Below are 12410 nucleotides of genomic sequence, written 5' to 3' on the forward strand. Positions count from 1 at the left end.
CTACATGTGCGCCCCGCCGCGCTCCCGCTGCGGGTCGGCGTCCAAACACCAACCCCCTCCCCGCAACACAAACAATCCGCCGCATCTCTTTTGGCACGGCGGCGCTCTCGCCTGTTTTCGCTACCGTCCGCCCTGGCTCGCGACCGCCGCGGCTCCGGCCGCAGCCGCTTCCGGGTCCAGATACTCCCGCGGGCGCACCGGCCGCAGGTCCTCGTCGAGTTCGTAGCGCAGCGGGATCCCGGTGGGAATGTTCAACCCGGCGATATCGTCGTCGGAGATCTTATCGAGGTGTTTGACCAGCGCGCGCAGCGAATTTCCGTGCGCGGCCACCAATACCGTTTTCCCGGTGCGCAGTTCCCGCGAAATCGTCGACTCCCAGTAGGGAACCATCCGGTTCACCACGTCGAGCAGGCATTCCGTGCGCGGCACCTCGATATCGGCGTACCGCGCGTCGCCCGCCTGGCTGTACTCGTCGTCGAGAGCGATTTCCGGCGGCGGGGTGTCGTAGCTGCGCCGCCACAGCATGAACTGCTCTTCACCGTATTCGTCACGAATCTGCGCCTTGTTCTTGCCCTGCAGCGCGCCGTAGTGCCGTTCGTTGAGCCGCCAGTCGCGGACCACCGGGATCCAGTGCCGGTCGGCGGCGTCGAGTGCGATATTCGCCGTCGAGATCGCCCGCCGCAGCAGCGAGGTGTAGGCGATATCGGGCAGGATGCCGTGTTCGGCCAGCAGTTCACCGGCACGTTTACCCTCGGCGATGCCCTTGTCGGTCAGATGCACGTCCACCCAGCCGGTGAACAGGTTCAGGGCATTCCATTCGCTCTCGCCGTGGCGCAGCAAAACGAGGGTGTAGGTCATGCCGTAATCCTGCCATGGTGTGGACAGGGCGCCGCCTCCGGCGTCGCGGGGGTTGGGTCCCCTGAGCCCACCTGCGTGGTGATCGATCCGGGGGGCAGGCGATTGCGCGCGTTGGGGTGAGTCGGGCAGGGCCTGCCGCCGGACAAGTGTGGGACACCTGCCGGGCGGGGTCGCGATGAGCGGCAACCGCGGCGAGGGGCAGGAGATGTGGTCACCGCCGCCGGCTCACGGCGGTTCAGTGACCTGAGGACTCGGTCCCGCGGAACCGAACGGATCCGCCGGGGCGTGCGCGAGGATCCCCGCGCCCGCCAAGGTGGCGCCCTCGTCGAGCCGGGACAACTCGACCCGAAGTCCCCGGACGAAGTTCAATCGCGCATGCCGGTCGACCGCCGCCCGTAGCGGCCGCCACAGTGGTTCACCGGAGTGGGCGAACCCGCCGCCGACCACCACCGTGTCGATATCGAGCAGCGCCGCGGCGGAACTTATCGCCCGGCCGAGCGCCGTGCCGGCGCGCGCCAAGGCGGATACGGCGATCGGGTCGCCGGCGCGGGCCGCCTGCGCCAGCTCGGCGCCGGTCTGCCCGGTCCAGCCCTGTTCCCGGGCCCACCGCGCCGAGGACATCCCGCTCGCCACCGCTTCGACACAGCCCACACCACCGCAGGCACACGGCACCTCCCAGCCCGGGACGACGATATGGCCGATATGGCCGGCGTTGCCGGTGCGGCCGAGCGAGACCCGCCCGTCGACGACGAGACCGCCTCCGATCCCCGAGGACACTGTCATCGCCAGCGCGTTGGGCACACCGCGCAGGCCGCCCGACGCCTGTTCCGCGAGCGCGAGACACACACCGTCGATCGCGAATCGCACGGTCGCGCCGGGGAAGAGCGCGCTCACGGCAGGGACGATTCCGAAGCCGGAGCGCCACTCCGGGATGTTGAGCGGCCCCGTGATCCCGGCCGGAACGTCCACCGGTCCCGCCGAGCCGATCCCCACCGCCGTCACCGTCGCACCGCCCGCGACGGAGAGCAATAAGCTTCGGCACACCTCCCAGACACCCGCGGCCGGTACCAACACACGCTGGACGGCGGTCACTCGGCCCGCGTCGCCGACCAGGCCCGCGGCGAATTTCGTCGCCCCGATATCCAACGCCAGAACCGCCACCCACGCCTCCCGAAATCCGATCCGTCGATTCTCACCCACGTGTTCCGGACAGCCGGGAAGGACGTCGGTTTCGGCGGAGGACCGGGTTCCCGCGGAGGCCTCAGCGGGTTTCGGAGTTGTCCACCAGATGTTCGAAGGCGCGCAGGTTCTTCAGCGATTCCCCCCGCGACACCCGCCACTTCCATTCCCGCCGAATGGATTCGGCGAAACCGAGTTCGAGCAGGGTGTTGAAATCACCGTCGACGGCTTCCAGGATCTGGCCGAAGATACGGTCGAGTTCATCGGGCGTCACCGAATGCGTGGCGGCCCGGCCGACCAGGTAGATATCGCCCAGTTTGTCGAGGGTGTAGGCCACACCGTAGAGACGGCGGTTGCGGCGCAGCAGGTACTTGTAGACGCCTTCGAAGTTCTCGTCGGGTTTGCGGCAGACGAACGATTCGAAGCGCACGCCGTGCCCGCCCACGGTGAGCATCACATTGGTTTTCAGTTTCCGCTCACCCGGCAGAACCGCTACGAAAACGTCGTCGCTCGGGTGGGTGTATTCGATTTCACGGTCGCGCAGAGTCCCCTCGACGATCCGCGCGGTATCGGGCACCTCGCTCATCGCAGCACTCCCGTCCGGCGCCGCCACAGCGCCCGCGATCTGGCCTGGTTCTCGCCGAGGATAGCGGGACCGCGGCCGTGGCCGGCCAACGCGGCGGTGTAGCTGTCGAGCAGTTTCTCCGCGGTATGCGCCCAGGAGAAGCCCGCCGCATGCGCCACCGCATGCGCACCCATCGCCGCCAGCCGGGCCGAATCGTCGAGCAGATATTCCAGGGCACCGGCCCAATCAGGCGTGCGGTGCCCGGAAACCAGCAGCCCACTGTGTTCGTGCCGGACCGCGGTGCCCAGCCCGCCGACCGCCGCCGCGAGCACCGGGGTACCACTGGCCTGAGCCTCCAGCGCGACCAACCCGAAAGATTCGTTGTAGCTCGGCACGGCCACCAGATCCGCCGCCCGGTAGACCTGCGCCAGCCGGCCGGGCGGCTGCGGCGGCAGGAAGGTGACATGCTCGGAGATCCCGAGCTGAGCGGCCAGTTCGATGAGGGCGTCCGGACGTTCCAGACCGGTACCCGACGGCCCGCCGACGATCACGGCCCGCAACCGCCGGCCGGGCCGGCGACGCAGCGCCTCGGCCACCGCGCGCACCAGCACATCCGGTGCCTTCAACGGCTGGATCCGGCCGACGAACGCCACGATCTCCTCGCCGGCGGCCAACCCGAGTTCGGCCCGCGCGGCCGCCTTGTCGCCGGGGCGGTAGCACGTCAGATCCGCGCCCGGCGGCACGATATCGATCCGGTCGGGCAGTGCGCCGTACAGGTCGACGAGCTGGTGGGCCTCCCGCGCGGTGTTCGCGGTGAGCCGGTCGGCCTCCGCGATCACCTGTTTCTCGCCGATCTCACGGGTCAGCGGTTCGGGTGAATCGCCCTCGGCGAGCGCGGCGTTCTTCACCGCCGCCAGCGTGTGCGCGGTATGCACCAGCGGGACCCGCCAGCGGTCCCGTGCCAGCCAGCCGACCTGGCCGGACAACCAGTAATGCGAATGCACCAGGTCGTAGTAGCCGGGCACCTGCCGGGCCTCCTGCCGCAACACCTCGGCGGTGAACGGGCACAGCTGGGTCGGCAGATCGTGTTTGTCCAAGCCCTCGAACGGACCGGCCACCACATTGCGCACCAGCACACCGGGTGCGGCTTCCTGCACCGGCGGCAGATTCGAGGACGTGGCCCGAGTGAAGATTTCCACCTCGGTGCCCCGCTGGGCCAGCTGCTCGGCGGTCTGCAGCACGTAGACGTTCATTCCGCCCGCATCCCCGGTCCCCGGCTGGGCCAGTGGTGAGGTGTGCACCGTCAGTACGGCGATACGGTTCGGCCGTCGGTCCGGGCGTTCACTCACGATGTCCATATTGCACGGTGCAACACCCCGGCCCGGACACTCCTTCCCCGGAGGTGAAAGTCGTCACACTGATAGTCCGGCGGTGTGGGGTGGGGGGCTTTCGGTTCAGGGTCGGGGGGTGCAGGTTCGGGTGAAATCGCGGACTTCGGTGACGAAGCGATCGGGGTCTTCTATGAAGAGGCCGTGCTGGGCGCCTTCCCAGATCGACGCGCGGCCCAGCGGGGCGGTGTCGGCGATATAGCGGCCGTCGGCGGCGGGGACGACCGGGTCCGCCGATCCGTGCAGGACCAGCACAGGTACGTCGAGGCCGCGCAGGGTTTCGGTGTTGTCCACCGACCGGTAGAACAGGGCCTTGCGCACGAACGGCGGGGTCGCCAGGCTGGCGCCGAACAGGCGCTGGGCGTCGACACCCTTGTCCCGGCCGGCTCCGGTGTTGGCGTTGCCGAAGGCGGAGAACCCGCGCACCGCCCGGCCGGGGCTCTCCTCGAACACGCTGGGGATCGCCTGTTGCATCGCCTCGCCCACCTCGGCGCCCGGCACACCCCGGCCGATATTGGCCATGGCGCCGGTGAAGACCACCCCGGCGATCGCGCCGGTGCCGTACTCGGCGAGATAATCGCTGAGCACGATGCCTCCGTAGGACCACCCCAGCAGGAACGCGCCCGACTCGATGGATTCGGCGGCCAGGACGGCCGCGATATCGCCGGCCCAGTTCTTCGGCTCGTCGTAACCCGCCTCCGGCGCGCCCGAATAGCCGTGCCCGCGCAGATCCACGGCGAGCACCCGGAAATCCGTGGCGAACTCGTCGAATACCCGACCCCAGCAGCGCAGATCCGCCGACCAGCCGTGCACGAGTACCAGCGGCGGCGCGGTCTCGGCGCCCGCCGTCCGGTAGACGATGCTGGTTCCGTCGATACTGCGAACTTCCTTGATCATGGTTTACATAGTGCGCTCTATCCCGCGCGGCCGCTCCGGCGCCACGGGTTCGGGGCGGTCCGCGACCGCGCTTAGGATCGGGTCCATGAGCACTCGTACCGCTGTTGTGACCGGCGCCAGCTCGGGGATCGGCGAAGCCACCGCCCGGGAACTCGCGAAACAGGGCTACCACGTGTACGTGGGGGCCCGGCGGGTCGAGCGGTTGCGGCAGCTGGCGGACGAGATCGGGGGCACGGCACTTCCGCTCGATGTCACCTCCGACGACTCGGTGCGGGCGTTCACCGAAGCCGTAGAGAACGCGAACGTGCTGGTCAACAATGCGGGCGGCGCCAAGGGACTGGCCTCGGTAGCCGACGCCGACCTCGACGACTGGCGCTGGATGTGGGAGACCAACGTGCTGGGCACCCTCCGGATGACCAAGGCACTGCTCCCGAAACTGATCGCCTCCGGCGACGGCCTCATCGTCACCATCACCTCGGTCGCCGCGTTCCACGCCTACGACAACGGGTCCGGCTACACCTCCGCCAAGCACGCGCAGGCCGTACTGCACCGCACGCTGCGCGGGGAACTGCTCGGGCAGCCGGTCCGGCTCACCGAGATCGCCCCGGGCGCGGTCGAAACGGAGTTCTCGCTGGTCCGCTTCGACGGCGACGCCGACCGCGCCGCCAAGGTCTACGAGGGTATCGACCCGTTGGTCGCCCAGGACATCGCCGAGATCGTCGCCTTCGCCGCGAGCCGCCCCCCGCACGTGAACCTCGACCAGATCATCGTCAAACCCCGCGACCAGGCCGACCCCGGACGCTTCGCCCGCCGCGGCTGACCTGCGCCGGTCACCACGGCACGCAGAGCTTATCGGCCTCGCACCGCAGATCTGTCACTCTGCGGCCCTTGCCGGGCCTGTCACCGCTTCGCGGCAGCCGGAATACCCGCCGCACGTCCGCGGCGTGCTGTCAGATCTGTACGCCGACCGTTACCGGTTCCGGCGTCAGCGTGATACCGAACCGCTCGGCCACTCCGTCGCGCACGGTGCGCGCCAGCGCGACGATATCGGCGGCCGTCGCGGCGCCACGGTTGGTGAGGGCCAAGGTGTGTTTGGTGGACAGCCGAGCGGGTGCGTCCGCACCCGGGAAGCCTTTGGCAAAGCCGGCGCGTTCGATCAACCAACCGGCAGAGAACTTCACCCCGTTGCCGGCGGGGAATTCCGGCACAGCGACCCCGCCGAGCCGCTCGCGGATCGCGGCGCGGACCTGCTCGACCCGGTCGTGGGCGACCACCGGGTTGGTGAAGAACGAACCAGCGCTCCACGTGTCGTGATCGGCCGGATCGAGCACCATCCCCTTACCGGCGCGCAGCGCCAGGACGGTCTCCCGGACCGCCGCCGCCGGGCGGGTTTCGCCTTCCGCCGCGCCCAGGCGCTCGGCGAGTTCGCGATACCGCAGGGGGGCGCTCGCGCCGGTGGGGTCGAGCGCGAATTCCACCGCCAGCACCACGGCGTCGGACCGGTGTTTGAGCCGGCTCGTCCGGTATCCGAAGCCGAGATCACCGGGCGCGACCCAGTGCGTCTCCCCGGTCGCCCGGTCCAGGAGCCGCACCCGGCGCAGCAGATCGGCGACCTCCACGCCGTAGGCCCCCACGTTCTGCACCGGCGTCGCACCCGCCGAACCGGGGATACCGGAGAGGCATTCCAGGCCACCGAATCCGGCCCGCACGGTTTTCGCGACCACCGCGTCCCAATTCGCCCCGGCTTCCGCGAGCACCGAATCGGGCCCCAGCTCGACGCCCTCGGTGGCGATCCGGACCACGACTCCGGGCATATCCTCGTCGGAAATCAGCAGATTGGACCCGCCGGCGAGCAGCAGCACCGGTACAGCGGCCGCGTCCAGTGCGTGTACGGCCGCGACCAGGGCGTCTGTGGTGGCGCAGTCGGCCACCGTGGCCCGGCCACCGACCCGTAGCGTGGTCAGCCCGGCCAGCGGCACCGACTCCCGCACCTGCGCACCCGTACCGGCCAGTAGCTGCCGCAGTTCGTCCGCGGGGACAACCCGAGAAGTTCGCACGACCAGACGGTAGCGTGTCCGGTCATGGCTACAGCGCTGGCGTACACGGCTCGCTATTCGCACTCCGTCGCCGCGGTGCGCGAGGCGTTCCGCACCGAGAAGTACTGGCAGGACCGTATCGCCGCGGTGGGTGGTCCCGATGCCCGGTTCGTCTCGCTGACGCTGGAGGGTGAACAGGTCCGGATCGAGGTCGTACAGTCCATTCCGGCCGATCTGCTGCCACCCGCCATCACCGCTGTTCATCCCGGGGATCTGGTCATTCCGCGCACCGAGCTCTGGTCCGGCACCACCGGTAGTTTCGAGGCCCGCGTCGAGGGCGCGCCCGCCGAGGTGCGCGGCACCATCCTCGCCACCGACGAACCCACCGGTGCGGTCGCCGAGATCTCGGGGTCGATCGAGGTGAAGGTGCCGCTGTTCGGCCGCAAGATCGAAGAGGCGATCGGCGAACGGCTCACCGAACTGCTCGCCGAGGAAACCGAGTTCACCAACGAGTGGATCGCCGGACAGCAGTAGCGGCCCGGCGCACCGGGTGTGCGCGGCCTCCGGGCCGCCGGTACGCAACCGGACGGTAACCTACCGCGCATGGCTCGCCGACTCGACTATTCCGCCCGCTACCCGCTGCACACCACAAAAGAGGTGTACGCGGCGCTGACGAACCGGGACTACTGGGAAGCCCGGATGGTCGAAATGCGGAAGTACTCGCCCAACGAGGTCATCTCCCTCGAGGTGAGCGAGGACGGAATCGACGTGGTCCTGCATCACATCCTGCCCCGCGAGATGCTGCCCGAGATCGCGCAGTCGGTGATGCGCAAAGATATGGTCATCACCCGCAAGGAGAGTTTCGGGCCGTTCGGCCCGGAGGTCGAGGGCAAATACTCCGCCTCGATTCCCGCGGGCCCGGGCAGCCTGACGGGCACCACCCGCCTGTTCCCGACCGATACCGGCTGCACCATGCGGATGTCCTCGGAGGCGAAGGTCTTCATCCCGATGGTCGGGCCGCGACTCGAGCAGCTCATGCTGGTGAATCTGGTCGACCTGTTCCGCGCCGAGGCCGAAGTGACCCAGCAGTGGCTGGACGACCAAAAACCCAGCAGCTGACCGTCCCCCTCGGCACCGTCACCCGCGGTACCACGGGAATCAATCGCCTCCGCCGAAGTGATCGCCGGCTCGTTCACGATCCGCGGGTCGCCGCGGCCCTGTGCGGCGCCGCCGACCCGCTCGTGGTCGACCTCGGTTACGGCGCCCACCCGTGGACCACGCTGGAATTGGCCGCGCGGCTGCGTACCGTCCGCCCCGATATCCGGGTCGTGGGGCTGGAAATCGATCCCGCGCGCGTCGTCCCCGCCCGCGACGGTGTCCGCTTCGCCCGCGGGGGCTTCGAATTGGCCGGTCTGCGGCCGACCCTGGTGCGCGCGTTCAACGTGCTGCGCCAGTATCCGGAACCGGAAGTCGCGCAGGCGTGGGCGACGATGCTGGCCGGCCTGGCACCGGGCGGCCTGTTGATCGAGGGAACCTGCGACGAACTGGGCCGGCGTTGCGCCTGGGTGGTGCTGGATCGTTCCGGGCCGCGAACCCTGACCCTGGCCTGGGACCCGCTCACCGTGGAACGCCCCTCCGACCTCGCCGAACGCCTGCCCAAGGCACTCATCCACCGCAATATCCCCGGCGAACGGATCCACACACTGTTGTCCGCGGCCGACCGGGCGTGGGCGCATGCCGCACCGCTGGCGGTGTTCGGGCCGCGGGTGCGCTGGCGTGCTGCTGCCCGAGACATGCGCGAACAGGGCTGGCCGGTGCACGATCCGCGCCGCCGGCTGCGCGACAACGTCCTGACCATCCCATGGACCGCGGTCACGCCCTCCTGACCTGCGGAAATGCCTGTGTCCCATCTCACAGATACCGGCGGGGTACCCAGCTGACGTCGCCACGTTCATCAAGTGCCCATATCAGAGCCTCATAGCCGGCACAGAATCATGCGGAACAATCGCTCCCATGCCCACCAAAACCCTGTCGGTACCGAAGGTCAGTCGCCGGACCGCCGTCATCGCGGTGATCACCGCGGTCGTACTGGTGGCCGCCGCGCTGATCGGCGGTGAAGCCTATGCGCGGCACCGCATCGCGAGCTGTATCAGCAGTCAGTTCGAGAAGGAGATGGGCTCGCAGATCAATGTCGGCTTCGGCGCCAAACCACTGCTCATCACCATGGTGGACGGCAAGGTTTCGCGTATGGACGTCGACAGCGAAGGCGCCGAATTCGGCCCCGCGGTCGATATGCAGGTGCATGCCCAGTTCCACGATATCGAGATGCCCGAAGGCAGTAACAGCGGCAGCACGATCGGCAGCTCCAACGCCGACGTGAGCTGGAGCAACGAGGGAATGGCCCAGACGCTGCAGGGACTCGTCAGCGAGGTGCGGTCGGACCCGGCCACCGGGCAGCTCACCATGCAGGTGCTGGGCGGACTGGGCGAACTCCGGCTCACCCCGGAAATCGTGGACGGAAAGGTCCAGATGCAGGTCGGGCAGGCGCAGTTTCTCGGTATCGGGGTGCCCGACGATCTGGCCGAGGGCGTGGTGAACCTGATGACCGAGAGCATGCAGGTCTACCCGCTGGGCCTGCAGCCGACCGAGCTGCGGGTCACCGATAACGGGGTGGAAATCGATCTGCAGGGCGGCCGGGCAGAGCTGCCGCCGCCGACGGAGGGCAGTTCGTCCTGCTGAGGGGCTCGCGGCAACGGCGCGAGGTCCTACTCGGGGAAGCCGGCCAGCACCTCTCGACTGCGGGAGAGTCCCAGGCGGGTGGCGCCGGCGGCGATCAGTTCCGCGGCGGCCTCGGCGGTGCGGATACCGCCGCTGGCCTTGACTCCCAGGCGTCCGCCTACGGTATCGGCCATCAGGCGGACCGCGTGGGGGTCGGCGCCGCCGGCAGGGTGGAAGCCGGTAGAGGTTTTCACGAAATCGGCGCCCGCCTGTTCGGCGGCCCGGCAGACCTCGACGATCGCTTCGTCGGAGAGAGCGGCGGATTCGATGATCACTTTGAGAACGGCGCGTTGATCGATCGCCTCCCGGACCACGATGATGTCGGCGAGTACCGCGGCGTAATCGCCGGCGACCGCGGCGCCGATATCGATCACCATATCGACCTCGGCCGCACCCTGATCCACCGCGAGCCGGGCCTCGGCACCCTTCACCAGCGAATGGTGTTTACCGGAGGGGAACCCCGCGACGGTCGCGACCACCACGCCCGGCGCGCGCACCGGCAGCATGGCCGGCGAAACGCAGATGGCGTAGACGCCGAGCTCCCGGGCCTCGGCCACCAGGGCGGTAACATCCGCGCTGGTCGCTTCCGGGGCGAGGAGCGTGTGGTCGATCATATCGGCCACCTCGGACCTGGTCAGCGCTACGGAATCGGCCATGGCACGAGAGTCTGGCACACCCGGCCCGAATTCCGTTGCGCGCCTCCGGTTCGTCGGGAACACTCCCATCCGAGCTCGTCATCGGCACCGAAGAGAGGACGACGTTGCTGATCCGCCGCGAACGGTCCGTCGATACCGCCGGCGTGGCCGCCGTGCACCGCAGCGCGTTCGCCGCCCACTACGCGGCGGCCGGGGACGGTACCGACCGGGATCCGCCGGAGGTCGCGCTGATGGACGCCTTGCGCAGCGACCCCGGCTGGATCCCGACCCTGTCCATGGTCGCCGTCGCCGACGAAACAGTGGTCGGGCATGTCTGCGTCACCCGCGCCACTGTGGGCCCGTTCCCGGTACTCGCCCTCGGACCGATCGGGGTACTGGCCGACAGGCACCACCGCGGTATCGGGTCGGCGCTGATGCATGCCGTGATCGGCGCCGCCGACGCCCTCGACGAACCCCTCATCGGCCTGCTCGGCAGCCTCGACTACTACACGCGATTCGGCTTCCAGCCCGCCGAACGCCTCGGTATCGCCCCCGACCAGCCCGATTGGGCCACCCATTTCCAGGTCCGCCCACTCACCGCCTACGACTCCCAGATCCTCGGCGAATTCCGCTACCCCCAACCCTTCTACACCCTCTGAGGGCGACCCGGGGGAACCGAACACAACCGGCGGCGCCGACTTCTCACGAAGCCCTCGGTGGTCCACATAACCAAGCTCTACGCAACAACGGCGGTGCCGAGTCTTACGAGCCCCACAGGGGTTCACATAACCCCGAACCCAACGCGACCAGGCGGCACCCGAGTCTTACGAGGCCCTGAGTGGCCTGCATAACCCGAAACCCAACGCGACCACGGCGGCGCCGAGTCTTACGAGGCCCCGAGTGGTTCACATAACCCCGAAACCCAACGCAACCACGGCGGTGCCGAGTCTTACGAGGCCCTGAGTGGTTCACATAACCCGAAACCCGACGCGACCACAGCGGTGCCGAGTCTTACGAGGCCCTGAGTGGTTTTGGCCCGTCCCCGCGGTTACTGGGGGAGTGGCATGCGGGCAGGCGCGAGGTTTGGGGGCGGGCAACCCGGGCCAAAAGGGGGCCAAAACCCCCCACCAAAACCCCGCCCCCAGTATGGGGGCGCCAAAGACACAGTTACATTTACCTCATGGTTTCTGCCCTATCCGCCGACGATCGCCGCTATGTGCTCACCCTGGGTTGCCGTGACCGTCCGGGCATCATCGCGGCGATCACCTCGTTCATCGCCGGATTCGGGGGGTCGATTCTGGAGGCGGGCTACCACTCCGATCTGGAAACCGGCTGGTTCTTCACCCGGCAGTCGATCAAGGCCTCGACCGTGCCGTTCGGGGTCGAGGAACTGCGGACCCGGTTCCAGCGGATCGCGGCCGAACTGGGCCCCGATACCGAATGGCAGGTGCACGATTCCGGAATCCGCCGGCGGGCGGTGGTCCTGGTCAGCAAGGAGGGCCACTGCCTGCACGATCTGCTCGGGCGGGCCACCTCGGGCGAACTGCCGGCGACCATAGAGGCGGTGATCGGGAACCATCTGGATCTGGCCGCGATGACCGAGGCGCACGGGATCCCGTTCCATCATGTGCCGTTCCCCAAGGATCCGGCCGAACGCGGATCCGCCTTCGAACGGGTCCGTGAACTGGTGGACAAACACGACCCGGACGCGGTGGTACTGGCCCGTTTCATGCAGGTGCTACCGCAGCAACTGTGCGAACACTGGGCGGGCCGGGCGATCAATATCCACCACAGCTTCCTGCCCTCGTTCGTCGGCGCGCGCCCGTACCATCAGGCGTTCGCGCGCGGCGTCAAACTCATCGGCGCCACCTGTCACTATGTGACGGCGGAATTGGACGCGGGCCCGATCATCGAACAGGACGTGATCCGGGTCGATCACGCCGACGAGGTGAGCGATATGGTCCGCCAGGGCCGCGATATCGAACGGGTGGTGCTGGCCCGGGGGCTGCGCTGGCATCTGGAGAGCCGGGTACTGGTGCACGGGCAGCGCACTGTCGTGTTCTCCTGAACCGGA

The 12410-nt window shown here is 68.7% G+C and carries 14 protein-coding genes; 7 read left to right on the forward strand and 7 right to left on the reverse strand.

Features of this window, described 5'->3' with window-relative positions; translation table 11 throughout:
- Positions 1 to 120 precede the first annotated feature (120 nt).
- The 5 genes from QH276_RS31625 to QH276_RS31645 all read right to left on the reverse strand — a co-directional run bounded on the left by QH276_RS31625 (position 121) and on the right by QH276_RS31645 (position 4887).
- Entirely contained in the window at positions 121 to 858 is a 738-nt protein-coding gene (locus QH276_RS31625; RefSeq protein WP_280406997.1) for a phosphoglyceromutase, read from the reverse strand.
- 225 nt (positions 859 to 1083) lie between these two features.
- Positions 1084 to 2019, reverse strand: coding sequence for an ROK family protein (locus tag QH276_RS31630; protein ID WP_280401387.1), 936 nt, complete (start codon positions 2017 to 2019; stop codon positions 1084 to 1086).
- Between the two features lie 100 nt (positions 2020 to 2119).
- Positions 2120 to 2623: a YbjN domain-containing protein gene (locus QH276_RS31635; RefSeq protein WP_280401386.1), complete on the reverse strand. Its 504-nt coding sequence runs from the start codon at positions 2621 to 2623 to the stop codon at positions 2120 to 2122.
- Positions 2620 to 3960 (reverse strand): D-inositol-3-phosphate glycosyltransferase, encoded by a 1341-nt coding sequence (gene mshA / locus QH276_RS31640; protein WP_280401385.1) that lies wholly within the window; start codon positions 3958 to 3960, stop codon positions 2620 to 2622. Before mshA ends, QH276_RS31635 begins: the two co-directional genes overlap by 4 nt.
- Before the next feature lie 96 nt (positions 3961 to 4056).
- Positions 4057 to 4887, reverse strand: a complete 831-nt coding sequence (locus QH276_RS31645) for an alpha/beta fold hydrolase (protein ID WP_280401384.1) — start codon at positions 4885 to 4887, stop codon at positions 4057 to 4059.
- 85 nt (positions 4888 to 4972) lie between these two features.
- Between QH276_RS31645 and QH276_RS31650 the strand changes: the two genes are divergently transcribed.
- Positions 4973 to 5707 carry an SDR family NAD(P)-dependent oxidoreductase gene (locus QH276_RS31650; RefSeq protein WP_280401383.1) on the forward strand — a complete coding sequence of 245 codons (735 nt, stop codon included), beginning with the start codon at positions 4973 to 4975 and terminating at the stop codon, positions 5705 to 5707.
- A 130-nt stretch (positions 5708 to 5837) separates the two neighbouring features.
- Here the strand turns inward: QH276_RS31650 and QH276_RS31655 are convergent, their stop codons facing one another.
- Complete coding sequence (locus QH276_RS31655) at positions 5838 to 6911, reverse strand: UDP-N-acetylmuramate dehydrogenase (protein ID WP_280401394.1); 1074 nt, start codon at positions 6909 to 6911, stop codon at positions 5838 to 5840.
- Between the two features lie 57 nt (positions 6912 to 6968).
- Between QH276_RS31655 and QH276_RS31660 the strand changes: the two genes are divergently transcribed.
- From QH276_RS31660 to QH276_RS31675, 4 genes are all read left to right on the forward strand, one after another.
- Positions 6969 to 7457: a DUF2505 domain-containing protein gene (locus QH276_RS31660; RefSeq protein ID WP_280401382.1), complete on the forward strand. Its 489-nt coding sequence runs from the start codon at positions 6969 to 6971 to the stop codon at positions 7455 to 7457.
- Positions 7458 to 7526: 69 nt separating this feature from the next.
- Positions 7527 to 8042 (forward strand): DUF2505 domain-containing protein, encoded by a 516-nt coding sequence (locus tag QH276_RS31665; RefSeq protein WP_280401381.1) that lies wholly within the window; start codon positions 7527 to 7529, stop codon positions 8040 to 8042.
- Complete coding sequence (locus tag QH276_RS31670) at positions 8012 to 8809, forward strand: class I SAM-dependent methyltransferase (RefSeq protein WP_280401380.1); 798 nt, start codon at positions 8012 to 8014, stop codon at positions 8807 to 8809. Before QH276_RS31665 ends, QH276_RS31670 begins: the two co-directional genes overlap by 31 nt.
- Before the next feature lie 127 nt (positions 8810 to 8936).
- Positions 8937 to 9662, forward strand: coding sequence for an LmeA family phospholipid-binding protein (locus QH276_RS31675; protein ID WP_280401379.1), 726 nt, complete (start codon positions 8937 to 8939; stop codon positions 9660 to 9662).
- A 26-nt stretch (positions 9663 to 9688) separates the two neighbouring features.
- On the opposite strand, the gene deoC is transcribed toward QH276_RS31675, so the two are convergent.
- Entirely contained in the window at positions 9689 to 10357 is a 669-nt protein-coding gene (gene deoC, locus QH276_RS31680) for a deoxyribose-phosphate aldolase (protein ID WP_280401378.1), read from the reverse strand.
- Between the two features lie 104 nt (positions 10358 to 10461).
- On the opposite strand from deoC, the gene QH276_RS31685 reads away from it, so the two are divergent.
- Complete coding sequence (locus QH276_RS31685; RefSeq protein ID WP_280401377.1) at positions 10462 to 10995, forward strand: GNAT family N-acetyltransferase; 534 nt, start codon at positions 10462 to 10464, stop codon at positions 10993 to 10995.
- A 521-nt stretch (positions 10996 to 11516) separates the two neighbouring features.
- Positions 11517 to 12404 (forward strand): formyltetrahydrofolate deformylase, encoded by an 888-nt coding sequence (gene purU / locus QH276_RS31690; RefSeq protein ID WP_280401376.1) that lies wholly within the window; start codon positions 11517 to 11519, stop codon positions 12402 to 12404.
- The last annotated feature ends 6 nt before the right edge of the window (positions 12405 to 12410 follow it).

The organism is Nocardia carnea, assembly GCF_029869215.1.
Lineage (GTDB): Bacteria > Actinomycetota > Actinomycetes > Mycobacteriales > Mycobacteriaceae > Nocardia > Nocardia carnea_B.